Annotated in this window: 19 protein-coding genes; 3 read left to right on the top strand and 16 right to left on the bottom strand. The window is 70.8% G+C overall.

The genetic code is table 11. The annotated features are described in order from the left end of the window. Window positions 1-50 precede the first annotated feature (50 nt). On the bottom strand, window positions 51-488 hold the full coding sequence (locus tag BIU99_RS14255; RefSeq protein ID WP_071261816.1) for a YdeI/OmpD-associated family protein: 438 nt from the start codon (window positions 486-488) through the stop codon (window positions 51-53). A 4-nt stretch (window positions 489-492) separates the two neighbouring features. Further along, window positions 493-1,434 carry an EamA family transporter gene (locus BIU99_RS14250; RefSeq protein ID WP_071261814.1) on the bottom strand — a complete coding sequence of 314 codons (942 nt, stop codon included), beginning with the start codon at window positions 1,432-1,434 and terminating at the stop codon, window positions 493-495. Between the two features lie 45 nt (window positions 1,435-1,479). Between BIU99_RS14250 and BIU99_RS14245 the strand changes: the two genes are divergently transcribed. Beyond that, window positions 1,480-1,965 carry a MarR family winged helix-turn-helix transcriptional regulator gene (locus BIU99_RS14245; RefSeq protein ID WP_064297129.1) on the top strand — a complete coding sequence of 162 codons (486 nt, stop codon included), beginning with the start codon at window positions 1,480-1,482 and terminating at the stop codon, window positions 1,963-1,965. 24 nt (window positions 1,966-1,989) lie between these two features. Here the strand turns inward: BIU99_RS14245 and BIU99_RS14240 are convergent, their stop codons facing one another. Next, window positions 1,990-2,517, bottom strand: a complete 528-nt coding sequence (locus BIU99_RS14240) for a hypothetical protein (protein ID WP_071261813.1) — start codon at window positions 2,515-2,517, stop codon at window positions 1,990-1,992. A gap of 63 nt (window positions 2,518-2,580) precedes the next feature. Beyond that, complete coding sequence (dcd, locus tag BIU99_RS14235; RefSeq protein WP_056009122.1) at window positions 2,581-3,171, bottom strand: dCTP deaminase; 591 nt, start codon at window positions 3,169-3,171, stop codon at window positions 2,581-2,583. Between the two features lie 137 nt (window positions 3,172-3,308). Between dcd and BIU99_RS14230 the strand changes: the two genes are divergently transcribed. After that, a complete protein-coding gene (locus tag BIU99_RS14230) occupies window positions 3,309-4,058 on the top strand; it encodes a type 1 glutamine amidotransferase (RefSeq protein ID WP_071261812.1) in 750 nt (249 codons plus the stop codon). A gap of 90 nt (window positions 4,059-4,148) precedes the next feature. Here BIU99_RS14230 and BIU99_RS20025 read toward each other — a convergent pair whose 3' ends face one another. From BIU99_RS20025 to hxlB, 5 genes are all read right to left on the bottom strand, one after another. Continuing rightward, a complete protein-coding gene (locus tag BIU99_RS20025) occupies window positions 4,149-4,313 on the bottom strand; it encodes a hypothetical protein (protein ID WP_162852292.1) in 165 nt (54 codons plus the stop codon). Window positions 4,314-4,665: 352 nt separating this feature from the next. Further along, entirely contained in the window at window positions 4,666-4,842 is a 177-nt protein-coding gene (locus BIU99_RS20020) for a hypothetical protein (protein ID WP_157583609.1), read from the bottom strand. 104 nt (window positions 4,843-4,946) lie between these two features. Next, the gene (locus tag BIU99_RS14225) at window positions 4,947-6,470 is read right to left on the bottom strand and encodes a carboxylesterase/lipase family protein (RefSeq protein ID WP_071261810.1); all 1,524 of its coding nucleotides are present in this window, start codon (window positions 6,468-6,470) and stop codon (window positions 4,947-4,949) included. 270 nt (window positions 6,471-6,740) lie between these two features. After that, window positions 6,741-7,367 carry a 3-hexulose-6-phosphate synthase gene (gene hxlA / locus BIU99_RS14220; RefSeq protein WP_071261809.1) on the bottom strand — a complete coding sequence of 209 codons (627 nt, stop codon included), beginning with the start codon at window positions 7,365-7,367 and terminating at the stop codon, window positions 6,741-6,743. A gap of 69 nt (window positions 7,368-7,436) precedes the next feature. Beyond that, complete coding sequence (gene hxlB / locus BIU99_RS14215) at window positions 7,437-8,048, bottom strand: 6-phospho-3-hexuloisomerase (RefSeq protein ID WP_071261808.1); 612 nt, start codon at window positions 8,046-8,048, stop codon at window positions 7,437-7,439. A gap of 101 nt (window positions 8,049-8,149) precedes the next feature. On the opposite strand from hxlB, the gene BIU99_RS14210 reads away from it, so the two are divergent. Beyond that, window positions 8,150-9,442 carry a LuxR C-terminal-related transcriptional regulator gene (locus BIU99_RS14210; RefSeq protein WP_071261807.1) on the top strand — a complete coding sequence of 431 codons (1,293 nt, stop codon included), beginning with the start codon at window positions 8,150-8,152 and terminating at the stop codon, window positions 9,440-9,442. Between the two features lie 23 nt (window positions 9,443-9,465). Here the strand turns inward: BIU99_RS14210 and BIU99_RS14205 are convergent, their stop codons facing one another. The 7 genes from BIU99_RS14205 to BIU99_RS14175 form a co-directional block, all read right to left on the bottom strand. Beyond that, entirely contained in the window at window positions 9,466-9,879 is a 414-nt protein-coding gene (locus BIU99_RS14205; protein ID WP_064297122.1) for a phage holin family protein, read from the bottom strand. 117 nt (window positions 9,880-9,996) lie between these two features. Continuing rightward, window positions 9,997-10,590 carry a short chain dehydrogenase gene (locus BIU99_RS14200; RefSeq protein ID WP_071261806.1) on the bottom strand — a complete coding sequence of 198 codons (594 nt, stop codon included), beginning with the start codon at window positions 10,588-10,590 and terminating at the stop codon, window positions 9,997-9,999. Window positions 10,591-10,641: 51 nt separating this feature from the next. Continuing rightward, window positions 10,642-11,295, bottom strand: a complete 654-nt coding sequence (locus BIU99_RS14195; RefSeq protein WP_071261805.1) for a hypothetical protein — start codon at window positions 11,293-11,295, stop codon at window positions 10,642-10,644. Beyond that, entirely contained in the window at window positions 11,292-12,053 is a 762-nt protein-coding gene (locus BIU99_RS14190; protein ID WP_071261804.1) for a hypothetical protein, read from the bottom strand. Before BIU99_RS14190 ends, BIU99_RS14195 begins: the two co-directional genes overlap by 4 nt. Further along, entirely contained in the window at window positions 12,050-12,427 is a 378-nt protein-coding gene (locus tag BIU99_RS14185) for a PadR family transcriptional regulator (protein WP_064297118.1), read from the bottom strand. The genes BIU99_RS14190 and BIU99_RS14185 overlap by 4 nt, the downstream gene beginning before the upstream one ends. Before the next feature lie 113 nt (window positions 12,428-12,540). Further along, a complete protein-coding gene (locus tag BIU99_RS14180) occupies window positions 12,541-13,152 on the bottom strand; it encodes a DUF1349 domain-containing protein (RefSeq protein ID WP_064297117.1) in 612 nt (203 codons plus the stop codon). 85 nt (window positions 13,153-13,237) lie between these two features. Further along, complete coding sequence (locus BIU99_RS14175; RefSeq protein ID WP_071261802.1) at window positions 13,238-13,903, bottom strand: YigZ family protein; 666 nt, start codon at window positions 13,901-13,903, stop codon at window positions 13,238-13,240. Window positions 13,904-13,911: the final 8 nt, after the last annotated feature.

Genomic DNA, 13,911 nt, shown 5'->3' with positions numbered 1-13,911 from the left:
TCTGCACGGATCGCCCCGGTTTTCGAGCAGATTCAGGCGACTGAGCGAGGTCAGGCGCCGCGGAGTGCGTCGACGGCCGCGGCGATCCGCTTGTCTCGCGTCGCATCCGTCTTCGCCAGCGCGACCGGCTCGGCCAGCGCGCGCTGACGGCTGAACGACAGAGCTCCGTAGGCGGCGAGCGCCTGCTCGTCTCCCGCGAGCGCCGTCTCGAGCTCGGGCGGCAACGGGAACACGCGCGGTGCCTCGTCGAGCTCGAGGTCCACCTCGACCTCGTCCCCTCCCGCGACCCCGGCGGCGGCGCGGTTGGCGGCGCTCAGCGCGATCAGGTACCGGCCGCCCATCGGCGTGATGGTGCTGCGGTAGGTGGTCGCACCGACGGTGACGACGACGGGCACGCGCTTGCCACGATCCAGGCCCTCGACGACGGCGTCGGGGACGAGGATGCCGGTGTTGTTGCCCTGGAGTTCGATGACGGTGCGGAATCTCATGCGCTCAGTATGGCTCGGGCCGTCTCGCGGTGAAGACCAGGATGAGGGAGCCGGCGACGACCCCGATCCCGAGCACTTGTCCGAGGCTCAGTGCCTCGCCGAGGACCACGAGGCCTGCCAGCACGGCGACGACGGGACTCAGGAGACCGAGGAACGACACGGACGACACGGGGAGCGCGGCGATGCCACGGAACCACAGGGTGTAGGCGAGGGCTGTGCCCACGAGGGAGAGGTAGGCGTACCCGCCGATCGCAGCTGCGTCCGGGGCGGCCGATGGGAGCCCCTCGACGATGAGCAGCACCGGCACGAGCACGATGCCGCCGGCGACGAGCTGCCAGGCGGTCGATGCGAGGCCGGAGACCGAGACGCCGCTGACCTCGGACGGGTCCGGGTTCGAGCTCGTGCATCGGCGCGCGCCGATCCGGCGGCCGACCTCGGGTCTCCCCCACCGCTTGCTCAGCACCGATCCGAGCGACATCGACGCAGCACCGGCGAGTGCGGCGACGACGCCGATCACATCGAGACGAGCGTCGGCCTGCAGTACGATCAGCGCGACGCCGGCCACTCCGGCGAATCCCGCGACGACCCGGCGCACGGTCAACGCCTCCCCCACCAGCAGGCTCGCGAGCACGGCGACGAGCACGGGCCCGATCGCCCCCATGGTCGCGGCGACCCCGCCGGGCAGTCGGTAGGCGGCGAGGAAGAGGAACGCGAAGAAGGCACCGATGTTGAGCGTGCCGAGCACGAGCGATCGCCACCACCAGCCACCGACCGGGAGGGTTCGTGTGATCGCGAGGAGCAGGAGTCCGGCGGGCAACGCCCGGAGCACGGCTGCCAGCAGCGGTCGTCCGGGCGGGAGCAGTTCGCTCGTGACGAGGTAGGTCGTTCCCCAGCTGATCGGGGCGATGGCGGTGACGGCGGCGATGCGGAGTTGATTGCTAAGCACTGAGTAATAATAGCTCAGCGCTAAGCAAATCGCTATGCTGGCCGGATGAGCACGCGCGTGGACGACATCCTGGGCCAGTGGCGGACCGAGCGACCCGATCTCGACGTCTCGCCCATGGCCGTCATCGGACGCCTGTCACGGGCCGCGACGGCGGTGGACGCACGGCTGTCCACGACCTTCGCCGAGCACGGGCTCGACAGCGCGTCGTTCGACGTGCTCGCGACCCTCCTCCGCTCGGGCTCACCGCACGAACTCGCGCCGAAGGACCTCGCCCACTGGTCGATGGTGACGTCGAGTGCGATCGCCCAGCGCGTGAACAAGCTCGTCGAGCGCGGTCTCGTGACGCGCCGTCCGAGCGAGCAGGACGGGCGCGGCACGGTCGTCGCCCTCACCCCGGCCGGCAAGCGCCTCGTCGAAGCGGCCCTGCCCGATCACCTCGCCGCCGAGGAGCGCATCCTCGACGGCTTCTCCACGGCCGAGCGCGAGCAGCTGGCGTCGTTCCTGGAGCGCCTGGCGCGCACCGACACCTGAGTGTCGCGGTGGAGACGGAGCCACTCAGGCGATGCGACGACCCTCGTTGTGCTCCTGCAGCCACCAGGTCACGCCCTCGTCGTCGGACACCCAGCTCTCCCAGGTGTAGGAGTCCTCGGTGATGCCGCTGAAGTTCCACCGGATGAGCTTGTCGTCGTTCCGTGTGCCGTCCTGGCGGATGCCGTCGGAGCGGTGCGGCGTCGCGACGAGCTGGCAGAACTCGCCGCGCCGTGGCTCGACGTAGTTCACGCGCCAGGCGCCCATCAACCGGTCGTACACGCGGAGAGCCGTGCTGACCGTCTCCCAGCCCGACGGCTCCGCGTCGTTCGCGACGAGCTGGACGTCCTGCACGGCACGCCCTTCGAGGATGTACGACACGATCCAACGGAAGTCGGACTCGACCCACTCGCCGCTCTCGTCGTCGAGGCGCTTCGAGTGGACGTCCCAGGACCCGACGAACTGGCCGAACCGGACCATGCGGCGCGGGTAGAGCGGCGTCGGCCCGTCGGCGGTGATCGCGCGGGCGAAGTCGGGTCGCTCTGACGTGCTCATGGCGGGGCCTTTCTGCTGGTCCACCTGCTCGCCCGTCGTCGGGACGCCCGCCTCAGTCCTGCGTCAGCGTTGCGTCTCGCCGACGTCGGTCCGGTGGAAGTTCTGGAAGGAACGGGAGGCGGTGGGTCCGCGCTGTCCCTGATACCTGGAACTGTACTCGCTCGACCCGTACGGGCGCTCGGCCGGTGACGTGAGCCGGAAGAAGCACATCTGACCGATCTTCATCCCCGGCCAGAGCTTGATCGGCAGCGTCGCGACGTTGCTGAGCTCGAGGGTGACATGGCCCGTGAAGCCCGGGTCGATGAAGCCGGCGGTCGAGTGCGTGAGGAGACCGAGACGACCGAGCGAACTCTTGCCCTCGAGGCGTGCGGCGACGTCGTCCGGGAGGGACACCCGCTCGTACGTGGACCCCAGGACGAACTCGCCGGGGTGCAGGATGAACGGCTCGTTCGGCAGCGTCTCGATGAGGCGCGTCAGCTCGGGCTGATCCTCCGCGGGATCGATGAAGGGGTACTTGTGGTTGTCGAAGAGGCGGAAGAAGCGATCGAGGCGCACGTCGATGGACGACGGCTGGATCATCTCCGGCGAGTAGGGGTCGAGCGCGATGCGGGAGGCGTCGAGTTCGGCTTTGATGTCACGGTCCGAGAGCAGCACGGTGACAGTGTATCGGCCGGGAGCCTGAAGCCTCGGGCCGGTGGCGGCGCCCGGATTCGCTACGATGCTCCCACGGTGACGACCTCCGCGACCCGGCGGAGACCGGTCGCGCCGCCCCAGCGACCTGGAGGCCTCCGATGACCAGACCGCACGTCCTCATCCTGCAGCACGTCCCCTGGGAGCGACCGGCGGTGCTCGGCGAGGTGCTGACGGCATCGGGGATCGACTGGACGCTGGACACGGTCGTCGAGCGCCGTGAGCTGCCGCCGGCGCGCGAGATCACCGGATTCGACGGGCTCGTCCTCCTCGGTGGCCCGATGGGCGCGCTCGACGTGGAGGAGCACCCGGGTCTCGGGCTCGAAGCGCAGCTCGTGCGCGATGCGGCGGTACTCGGCATCCCGGTGTTCGGGATCTGCCTCGGGCACCAGCTCATCGCGACGGCCCTCGGCGCCACCCTCCACTCGGCGGCGGCGCATGAGGTGGGTGTCGGCGACGTCGAACTCCTGACCGAGAGCGAACTCGGTATGCGCGGAGAGCGGCTACCGGTGCTGCACTGGCATGGCGACGTCGTCGAGGCTCCGCATGGGGCGACGGTCCTCGCGTCGTCGCCGTCGACGCCGAACCAGGCGTTCCGGATCGAGGACCGGGTCTTCGCGACGCAGTTCCACCTCGAGGTCGACCCGCCGATGCTCGACCGATGGCTCGCGGAACCGCTCATGCTCCGCGACCTGCCGTTCATCGCCGGGACCGCGGAGGAGGCGGCCGACCGGCTGCGGTCCGAGGTCGCCGCCGTGGCGGGGCCGATGCGCGAAGCCGGCGAGCGGTTGTTCGGGGCCTTCGCCGATGCGGTGCTCCGACGGACGAGCGTCGATCCGTCATTGCGATAGGGCTCGGATCCCGCCCGGACGCACCACCCCGGACACAGCGAAGCGGCCGGCCCCCGGAGGGACCGACCGCTTCGTGGACTCGAATTCGAGTTAGAGCGCCTTGCGACCCGTGATCGTCCTGATCAAGAACGCGATGATCGCGATCGCGAGCAGCACGAGGCCGACCCACAGCAGGAAGTTGAGGGACTGGACGAACCCACCGGTGATGGCGAGAACGATGGCAACGACGATGACGATGATGAGCAGGATGTTCATGGTGAAGCTCCTTTCGCAGAACTCCGTCCACCGTATGGGGGCCCGACCATTCCGTCGCGGGGGTTGACATCGTCCGAAGTCGTTCCGCTACGCGCGCGGAGCGCCCCCGCGTTGCACACCTCCGCCCTCCACCGTGTCGGTGTGCGCCAGCGCGGTGCGCTGACGCGAGCGCGGGCCATACGCGTGAGCGCGGGTCTCCGGAGGGTCGCGCTCACGCGTATGGGCCGCGCTCAGGCCTGATCCCGCGTGTTCGGGCCAGCGCACCGCGCTGGCACCGAATCACCACAGCTCGGTCGGCAGCACCGCGCTGACCAGGGATTCCCGAGCCGAAGACCGTCCCCGGCGAGCCGCGCTAGAGGAGGCCCGGCTGGTCGGCGGGGTCACCGTCGCCGGGCTCGGAGCCCGGCTCGTCGACCGTCGGTGCCGCCATCGGATCGTCGCTCTCGGGAGCGTTGTCGGGCAGCGATCGGGAGATCGCCTCCTGCGCGTCGCCGATCGGGTCGTCCATCTCGTCTCGTGGGTCGCTCATGCTGATTCCTTTCCTCGTGTCCCGACGGTAACGCGGGACGCCTCACAGCCACACCCCCTGGCAGAACGGTCCGATTCGTCCTACGAGTCGGGTGCCCAGGTCCGTCAGGACGGTGTCGATGCCGCTTCCCCGAGTCGCTTCGCCGCTGCGAGGACGCGTGCACTCGCGAACGGTTCGACCGTCGGTGCCCCGGCCGCGTCGAACACCTCGATCCCGGAGGCGTCGCGGTCGGACCTCGACCAGCCCGGTGACCCGTCTCGGACGAACGCCACGACTGCACCGTGGACCCGATCAGCCAGCTCCTGCGGCGCGTGCGGGCCCGCCACCCGGGTGACGTCCGGGTCGTCGAGCACGTCGAAGATGAACGGAACGTCGAGGCAGTGCTCCGCGATCCCGCTCACCGCCGAGCGCCACACGAAGTCGGAGACCCAGGTCTCGGCGTCGTCCCGCAGCGCCAGCCAGCGGATGACGCGCTCCCGGAACATGACGTCGCTCACGAAGCGACCCGCGACGAGTCCCGTGCGTTCGCCGGGCTGGGTCGCGACGTACGCCTCGGCGAGCGGCTCCGGCACACCCATGAGCTCGAGGGCACGCGTCGGCGCCACGGCGTCGAACTCGTCGAGCCGACCGGTGAAGAACCCGGCGAACTCCTCTCGGGTCGCGCTGACGAGCAACGGCTTGTCCGCACCTCGTCCCGCGATCATGCCCGCTTCGACGGTGTCGACGACCAGCTCGCCGTCGACCACGGGCCCGAGACCGAGGCGGCCGTTCATCGTCGTCATCCCTCGGAGCACGGACTCCGGATCGGTCGCCCCACCGGGGACGACCTCGAAGCCCTGAGCCTCGATCAGCGTCGCCTCCGAGACGCTCGCGAAACCGGCCAGGGTTGCGGGCACCCCGAGGTGCTCGGCGAGTCGCGCGGTCAGGGCCTGCGCCTCGACGAGCGGGACGTCGCCGGGCACTCCGGACACCGAGATCGCCCGCTCGAACAGGTGCCTGGCCGACGGGACCGTGAGCAGGGTCATGACGGACCCGCCGCCGGCGGACTGGCCGGCGATCGTGACCCGCTGCGGGTCACCACCGAACGCCGCGATGTTGTCGTGCACCCACTCGAGTGCGAGGATCCAGTCGAGCACACCGCGGTTGGCGGGGGCGTCGGGCAGCCAGCCGAACCCGTCGAAGCCGAGGCGGTAGGACACCGAGACCGTGACGACGCCGTCGCGGTTGAAGGCCCGGCCGTCGTACCAGGGGCTCGCGGGCGACCCGGCGATGAAGCCGCCGCCGTGAATCCAGACGAGGACGGGCAGGCCGGCGCCCTCGTCGGTCGGAGTCGGGTCGGGCGTGAAGACGTTGACGTTGAGCGTCGATTCGCCGGGGATCGAGGGTTCCGGGATCGTCGTGATCTCGGCCGTGGCCTTCCGCTGCGGTGTCGCACCGTAGGCGGTCGCGTCGAGGACACCATCCCAGGGCGCCTTGGACTCGGGGGCCTGGAACCGTCTCGCTCCGATCGGCGGCTCGGCGAACGGGACGCCGAGGAAGGCGACCGACCCGTCGGCGCGGCGCGTGCCGCGAACCGCTCCCGAGGTCGTCTGTGCGATGGGCTGCTCTGGGCTGGAATCGGTCGTCATCGGCGGATCCTTCGGGTACTCGGCTGCGCGCTCATCCGACGAGCGTCGCGTGGTGATCCGCCCAGTATGCCGCGTCGCACCCGAATCCCGTCCGATGTTCGGACTTCACCCAGCCGACCCACCAGATACGCCAGCGCGGTGCGCTGACCCGAGCGCGCCCCGGAGCCGTGAGCGCGGGTCTCTGGAGACCCGCGCTCACGTCCGATGCACCGCGCTCACGTCAGCGCACCGCGCTGGCCAACCCGACGAATGCGGGGTTGGCGGAGGGGGTTACGCGACGATTGCCGCGCGGAGCGCCGCTGCGGCGGCCGCCGGGTCGTCGGCCGAGTAGATCGCCCCACCGGCGACCGCGACCTGCGCGCCCGCCTGCTGCACCGACGCGATCGTCGACACGTTCACGCCACCGGCGACCGAGAACGGCACGGCGGCCGCTTCACCGTCGGACAGGAGCGTCTGGAAGGTGAAGCCCTCCTCCGCCTGCTCGTCGAGACCGGCGTGCATCTCGACGAACGCGGCGCCGAGAGCGGTGACCTCCTTGGCGCGCTGCACCTTGTCGGCAACCCCGATGAGGTCGACGACGACGGACTTGCCGTGCGCCTTCGCGGCCTTCACGGCGCCGACGATCGTGCTGTCACCGGCGGTTCCGAGGACGGTGACGATGTCCGCACCGGCGGAGAAAGCGATGTCGGCTTCGAGCTCACCGGCGTCCATGGTCTTGAGGTCGGCGAACACGATCTTGTCGGGGTGGGCGTCCTTGACCGCGGTGACGGCACGCAGGCCCTCGCTCTTGATGAGGGGCGTGCCGAGCTCGAGGATGTCGACGTAGGGCGCGACCTTCCCGGCGAGTTCGAGGGCTGCCTCGGTGGTGAGGACGTCCATGGCTACCTGGAGCTTCATGTGGTGCTGCTTTCTGTCGTGATGGGAGGCGTCCGACGTCTGCCGGGCGCGTTGAAAGGGATCGGGTGACTACTCGAGATTCGCGTGGCGCGGCCACAGCTCCTCGGCACTGACACCGTCCGACTGCCAGAGCGCATGGAAGAACGCGTCGCCGAGCAGCATGACCGCTTGCTCGAAGAGGCTCCCCGAGTACTGCACGGAACGCGTGCCGCCGTGGTCGGTCTTCTGCGCGGCGGGGACGACGATCGTCTCGGCGGCCAGCTCGGCGAGCGGGGATGCTGGGTCGGTCGTGATGGCGATCACCTGCGCCCCGACGGAGACGGCCGTGTCCGCGGCGCGCACCACGCCCGTCGTCGTGCCGGAGCCGCTGGCGACGAGGAGGACGTCACCCGCGACAATGGCGGGGGTCGTCGTCTCGCCGACGACGTGGACGGTGAGCCCGAGGTGCATGAGTCGCATCGCGGTCATCCGGAGCGCGAGACCGGAACGCCCGGCACCGGACACGAACACGCGGTCCGCCGTTCGCAGGCGCTCGAGTGCGCCGGCGAACGACGCCGGATCGGCCTCCAGCAGGCTCGACACGGTGCGGTGCAGCTCGGCGTCGATCGCGGTGAGCGCCCCTTGGACCGTCGAGGTCGCAGGCGTCACCGACGTGGCTGGAGGGACGGAGGGGTTCGACATCCCTCCATCCTGGGCGTGATCGGGTAGGTGCACCGCTGCTCGGCCGAACGGTTTCACCTACCCGAACGGGTGGGATGAGGCGGATGGGATAGGGTGCGGACATGATCGAACGCCCTGTCACCTACCCGGTCGAGCTGCTCGACGGCCTGGCCTCCGTCGCATCCAGCTCGCTGCTGCGCATCGCCGGTGCGTTCCGGGAGGTCCTCGAGACGGTCGTCGCCCATTCCGCGCTCGTGATCTTCACCGAGGACTGCACCGGCCGGCCCCGGAAGAAGGCCGGCGACCCCGCGATCGTCGAGGGCGTCACGATCGCCGAGCTCGACGCCGTTCGACAGCGCACCCCGCGCGGCCCGGTCACCACAGCGACCGCTGACACCGGACCACACGCCGACCGGCCGACATCGGCGGTGATCGCAGGCGCGGAACGTCCGATCGCCGCGTGGCTGGCCGACACCGGCGCCCTCCTCGTCCTGACCGACCCACAGGGGCCGATCGAGGACCGGCTCATCGGCGCCCTGTGGGAGGTCGTCGCGGCCGGTATCCGGCAGCAGGTCGCGACGGCGGCCCCCGACTACCTCCGTGACTCGCGGGCGGCGTCGAGCGAGCGCGCCGGCGCCATCGCGGAACTCACCGACGCCCATGCGACGACACTGGAGTCGATCCTCGCCGTCACCCGGTCACGGCAGACGTCGGCGGAGGACGCCCGAACGGCGGTGACCGAGATCGCCTCGGCCGCGATGGTCGAGCTGCGGGCGGTGTCCGACCGCGACCGCCAACTGGCCGAGGAACCGGTCGCGCGCGCCTTCGCCAGACTCCGCGAGGATCTCCGTCCGCTGGCCCGCTTCGGCGGTCCCGAGGTCCAGTTCATCGAGCCGCCCGTCGACGGTCGGGCCCTCCCCGGTGAAGTGGCGCACGCCGGCCGGGCGATCGTCCGCGGCACGGTCCTCGCGCTCGTCGAGCAGTCCTCGGTCGGGCGGGTCCGGGTGCAGTGGGACTGCGACGGCAGCAACCTGCTCATCGGCATCCGCGACGACGGCCCCGGCGAGTTGACCGTCGACACCCCGAGTGTGCAGCAGCTCGGCGCTCGCGTCGCCGCACTCCGCGGCAGTCTCGATGTCCAGGCGACGCCCGGGTGGGGTTCGGAACTGCACGTGACGCTTCCGCTCGACCCACCGCCCGCAGCCCAGACACGTTCCGACTCGGCGGCCGCCGCGTTGACCGAGCGCGAATGGCGCGTCGCCGAGCTGGCCGCCGGCGGAGCACGGAACCGGGCGATCGCCGAGACCCTCACCATCAGCGAGAACACCGTGAAGTTCCACATCGCGAACGTCCTGCGGAAGCTCGGCGTGGCGAGCCGCGTCGAGCTGGCAGCCGCCTTGGCCGCCGGCCGCTGATCCCGTCCGGGCTCCGTCGCCGCCTACCGCTTCGTGCGCTTGCCGCCTCGATCGCGATCCCGGTCGCCGAACCGTCGCGTGATGAGCGCCCAGCCGAGGATCCAGCTCCCGAGCGCCGTGACCAGCCACACCACCAGCGGGGCGAGCACCCAGGCGAGGACACCGCGGATGTGGAGGCCGCCGGGGAGGATCGACGCGACGAACAACGACACGAGCGTCGTCACGAGTCCGATGCCGCCGAGGATCGCTGAAGCGTAGCGCCGTGCGAGGCGCAGGATGAAGGGCCCGAGGACGCCCTGCGCGATCGTGAAGACGACGACGGCGATGACGAAGCCGCCGAGCGACAAGCGGACGCCGGGTACGACCCAGTCGGCGACGAGCAGCCCGATCGCCGAGGACAGCAGACTGACGGCGATGCTCAGCAGGAAGCGGGTCATGTGCCGACCCTAGCGCTGGGTGTCGGCCGCGTCGAGAGCGCGACTGAGGGGAGGCGAATCGTCGCTCAGCACGCGGCTGGACGACGACATGGCTCCCCTCGGGAGTGCCGGGACGGCTCAGTCGAGCGCGAGCACCCGACCGGTGCCGACACCCTCGACGGCGCGCACGAAGGCGAGGCCGACCATGTCGGAGGCGACGGGCGGGAAGCCCGGGAACGCGTCGTGGTACCCGGTTGCCTCGGCGAGCACCGTGGGGCTGACGGCGTTGATGCGGATGCCGCGCGGGAGTTCCGGGGCGGCACCGATCACGAAGGACTCGACCGCCCCGTTGGCCATCGAGGCCGCCGCACCGGTCGCGATCGGCTCGCGGGCGAGGATGCCCGTCGTGAGCGTGAAGGAGCCGCCGTCGCGGACGAACGGCGTCCCGATCCGCACGACGTCGAGCTGGCTGAGCACCTTGCCGAGGAAGGCCGCGCGGTAGTCGTCGCGCGTCAGCTCCCCCACAGGCTTGAACGGGACCGAGCCGACGGTGACGATTACCGCGTCGACCTCGCCCACCTCGGCGAACAGCGCCTCGATCGACGCCTCGTCGGTGGTGTCGACGGCAGGCGCCGTCGAGCGGGACACCGCGATCACCTCGTGACGTTCCGCAAGGGCGTCCTGCGCCGCTCGTCCGACATGTCCACTGGCTCCGATCAACAGGATTCTCATGCGGGCGACGCTAGCACCGGCGTCGGACGCCGGCGCCGCCGATCAACGGCGTCAGTGGGCGTCGTCCATCCCGGTGACGTGGACGGCGTAGCCGTGGCAGCCGGCGAGCTTCCAGTCGTACGGTTGATCGTCGGGGTTCGTCCCCCACCGGGCCAGGAACGCCGCATCGGACGACTCCGACATGACCATGCCGAAGAGTGGATCGAGGATCTTGGAGCGGTCGTTCGTCCACGCGTACCAGAACCCCTGATCAGCCATGCACTTCGCGATGATCTGCTGTTGCGCCTCCCAGATCCCGGTATTCGTCTCGCCCCACTCGTTGGTCGGCGGGATCACGATGGACGCCGGATCGGTGGTCGCGTCGAACCAGCCCTCCGGCGTCTGCGAGTAGTCGACTCCGGACGCCGGCGAGACGGGTTCGCCAGCGTCCGGCGTGGCAGCGGGATCCGCGGGCACCACGGGTTCGACGGGCGGGAGGTCGTCGAGCGACGCGGCGGCCTCGGCGACCGCTTCGAGGGATCGGGCGTCGTCAGCGGCCGCCTGGGCGTTCGACACCCCGATGAACACCCCGCCTGCCGCCACCGCGAGCACCCCGCTCATCGCGATGCCGAGCCCGATCCGTCGTCGGAGCATTCCGGAACTCCGGCGGACGGGTGCCGCCTCCTGCGCCGCGTCCGGCCCGTCGTGGATCTCGCTGCCGCTCATACCGTCTCCCCCTGCATCGACGCCACTGCGTCCCGTTCCGTCGTTCGGCGACCCCCCGGCCACCACCACACCGCGGCTCCGATGAACCCGAGCGCCGCCCCGACCCCGATCGCCACGCTCATCACCCACCACGGTTCGAATCCGGCGCCGTGCGAGCTCAGGCGGGACACGATGAGCACGCCGGTCGCGCTGACGCGGTACATGATGTCGCCCGCGAGCACGCCGATGAGGACCGCTGCGGGCGCCAGGAGCCCCGCGCCGAGCCATCGCCTGCGTCGCCGCAGCGACAGCGCGAGCCCCACGATGCCCAGGACTGCGGCGATCGCCACACCGAGCGCGCCCGTCGGCACCTCGACGACGTCGCCGATGACGAGAGCACGCAGGATCCGGACGAGGAGGAACAGCGCTGCTCCGGTGACCAGGACGCCGCCGGTCACCACGAGGGCTGCGAGGACGTCACCGGCCCGCCGCATGCCGAGCGGCATCGGATCGACGCCGTGGCCCGCGCGCAACTGCCCGGAGCGCCACGAGAGGTCGTGCGGGATCCCGCGGATGGCCCGCAGCATGATGTCGCGCCGGAGCCGCTGTGGCGTGACGCCCGTCTCGTGGGCCCAGACGGCGTGCTCGTACAGGTCGGAGGCGATCTCGTCGCGGCGCTCCCCGGCGACGTCGGGCGAGAGGTCTCGGGTGTACCACCCGCACCAGTTCAGGACGCGGTGGGCGGCCGTGCGGTATTCAGGCGTCCGGATGGCGGTCATGCGATCGCCCCATGCGTCCACGCCGCACCCGCCGGCCTCGCCGCGGAGGCCTGCTCACCGGCGATCCTCGCGTGCTCACGATCCCGGGCCGTCGCGCCTTCGCCCGTGATCCGATACAGCCGTCGACGGGGGCGGCCCTCCGCCTCGGCGACCTCCGGAGCCTCCCACGTCGCCTCGATCAGGCCGGCGTCCGCCATCCGCGACAGGGCCTTGTAGAGCGTGCCGTGCGCGGTGAGGGCGGCATCCCCGGCTTCGGCGAGCTGCTTGGCGAGGGCGAACCCGTAGAAGCTCCCATCGGTCGCCTGCAACACGGTGCCGACGTCGAGGATGTCGAGCTCGAGCGGGAAGAGCGTGCCGGGTCGTCTGCGTGCCATGGAGCCACTATAGGAAGATAGGTTCCGATCCGTCAAGCCGCCCTTGCATTGAGTCGCCCGGAACTGCGCACGCATCGCCGGTTTCCGTGCGTTTCCGGGCGACTCAGCGGCGGTCAGCTCCCGTCGCGGAGGTCCGTCGGGGGTGCTGCTCCGAAGGCGATCTCGTCGAACCGCGCCTCGCAGGGTGGACCGAGCGGCGCCTGCGAGAGGAAGCCGACGCGCACCGGGGCGTCGCTGTGCAGACGGAAGACCCGGACGAAGTCCCACGTGACGCCGTCGGTCGAGCTGTGGAACGCCCACGCCTCACCGAGACGACTGACGCGCATCCACACGTGGTCGGCCGCGACGTGCGTCGAGTTCACGTCGTCCGACCAGGTGTTCGTCACGACGCTCACCACCATCGCCTGCCCCTGCGGCGACTGCTCGAAGCAGAGCTTGGCCCAGTGCTCGTCGTCGATCCAGAGTGCGAGGGCGCCGGCGTCGAAGGTGCTGCGCTCGCTCACGACCGCGATCCGCGCCGAGAGCGTGAAGTGTTCGGGTGCGTCGAAGGCGAGCGCCGTGGCACGCAACTCACGCGGCCCACCGAGCGAGCTGTTGCTCCAGTCGACGCCGGCGGCGGAGGTGAGGGTGAGCGCTCCGGCATCGGCGTCGAACGCGGCGATTCCGCGGGTCGAGGTCCAGGCGAGGTCGGGAAGCCCGTCGATGCGGGTCACGTCGGTGTGCATGGTCCGACCCTATCGGGATCGCCCGTCCCCGTGAGTCGCCCGGATCTGTTCAGAATCCGGCGGATTTCGCGCAGATCCGGGCGACTCAGCGAGGTCTGCCGGCGGGGACGTCGACGACGCGCTCCTCCCCGACGGCCACGACGAGCGAACCGTTGGAGGCCGAAGCGACGTCCGCTTGGAGCCGCTCGAGCTCCGCCGGCGGCACCCAGAGTTCCAGCTCAGCCTGCGCCCCGTAGACCGGCTCACCGAGCGTCGCACCGTGGGTAGCGGCCCAATCGCGCAGCAGGTTGTCGTACCGCCCGGCGTCGGCGTGGGGGACGACGAGGGTCGCGCGGGTCAGGGTCTCACGGCGCACGAGCGCGGCGAGGTCGAGCGTCTCGGAGGCCGCCGAGGAGTACGCGCGGACGAGCCCACCGGCCCCGAGCTTGACGCCGCCGAAGTACCGTGTGACGACGACGACCACGTCGGTCAGTTCGCGCCGCCGGATGACCTCGAGGATCGGCATCCCCGCCGTGCCGGACGGTTCACCGTCGTCGGACGAGCGGGCCTGGTCGCCGAGCAGCCCGGTGACCATCGCGACGCAGTGGTGTCGCGCATCCCACGCCTGCTTCTTCACCCGCGCGATGACCGCTTCCGCGTCCTCCGGCGACGCGACCGGGTGGGCGAGGCCGAGGAAGCGCGACTTCTTGATCACGAGTTCGTGCTCGACCGGCGCGGCGATCGTCGCCGGGTACTGCCGCGCGGTGGTCATCCGTCCGA

The sequence above is a fragment of the Plantibacter sp. MMLR14_011 genome (genome assembly GCF_001865025.1).
Lineage (GTDB): Bacteria > Actinomycetota > Actinomycetes > Actinomycetales > Microbacteriaceae > Plantibacter > Plantibacter flavus_A.
This window is presented reverse-complemented; position numbering and strand designations above follow the sequence as displayed.

Excerpts from the sequence above, each read along its gene's own strand:
- BIU99_RS14190 (WP_071261804.1), bottom strand. The coding sequence starts at position 12,053 with ATGACCGCCATCCGGACGCCTGAATACCGCACGGCCGCCCACCGCGTC.
- hxlA (WP_071261809.1), bottom strand. The coding sequence starts at position 7,367 with ATGAAGCTCCAGGTAGCCATGGACGTCCTCACCACCGAGGCAGCCCTC.
- BIU99_RS14205 (WP_064297122.1), bottom strand. The coding sequence starts at position 9,879 with ATGACCCGCTTCCTGCTGAGCATCGCCGTCAGTCTGCTGTCCTCGGCG.
- BIU99_RS14185 (WP_064297118.1), bottom strand. The coding sequence starts at position 12,427 with ATGGCACGCAGACGACCCGGCACGCTCTTCCCGCTCGAGCTCGACATC.
- BIU99_RS14245 (WP_064297129.1), top strand. The coding sequence starts at position 1,480 with ATGAGCACGCGCGTGGACGACATCCTGGGCCAGTGGCGGACCGAGCGA.
- BIU99_RS14225 (WP_071261810.1), bottom strand. The coding sequence starts at position 6,470 with ATGACGACCGATTCCAGCCCAGAGCAGCCCATCGCACAGACGACCTCG.
- BIU99_RS14195 (WP_071261805.1), bottom strand. The coding sequence starts at position 11,295 with ATGAGCGGCAGCGAGATCCACGACGGGCCGGACGCGGCGCAGGAGGCG.
- BIU99_RS14210 (WP_071261807.1), top strand. The coding sequence starts at position 8,150 with ATGATCGAACGCCCTGTCACCTACCCGGTCGAGCTGCTCGACGGCCTG.
- BIU99_RS14200 (WP_071261806.1), bottom strand. The coding sequence starts at position 10,590 with ATGAGAATCCTGTTGATCGGAGCCAGTGGACATGTCGGACGAGCGGCG.
- BIU99_RS14230 (WP_071261812.1), top strand. The coding sequence starts at position 3,309 with ATGACCAGACCGCACGTCCTCATCCTGCAGCACGTCCCCTGGGAGCGA.
- BIU99_RS14175 (WP_071261802.1), bottom strand. The coding sequence starts at position 13,903 with ATGACCACCGCGCGGCAGTACCCGGCGACGATCGCCGCGCCGGTCGAG.
- BIU99_RS20020 (WP_157583609.1), bottom strand. The coding sequence starts at position 4,842 with ATGAGCGACCCACGAGACGAGATGGACGACCCGATCGGCGACGCGCAG.
- BIU99_RS14180 (WP_064297117.1), bottom strand. The coding sequence starts at position 13,152 with ATGCACACCGACGTGACCCGCATCGACGGGCTTCCCGACCTCGCCTGG.
- BIU99_RS14255 (WP_071261816.1), bottom strand. The coding sequence starts at position 488 with ATGAGATTCCGCACCGTCATCGAACTCCAGGGCAACAACACCGGCATC.
- hxlB (WP_071261808.1), bottom strand. The coding sequence starts at position 8,048 with ATGTCGAACCCCTCCGTCCCTCCAGCCACGTCGGTGACGCCTGCGACC.
- BIU99_RS14240 (WP_071261813.1), bottom strand. The coding sequence starts at position 2,517 with ATGAGCACGTCAGAGCGACCCGACTTCGCCCGCGCGATCACCGCCGAC.
- BIU99_RS20025 (WP_162852292.1), bottom strand. The coding sequence starts at position 4,313 with ATGAACATCCTGCTCATCATCGTCATCGTCGTTGCCATCGTTCTCGCC.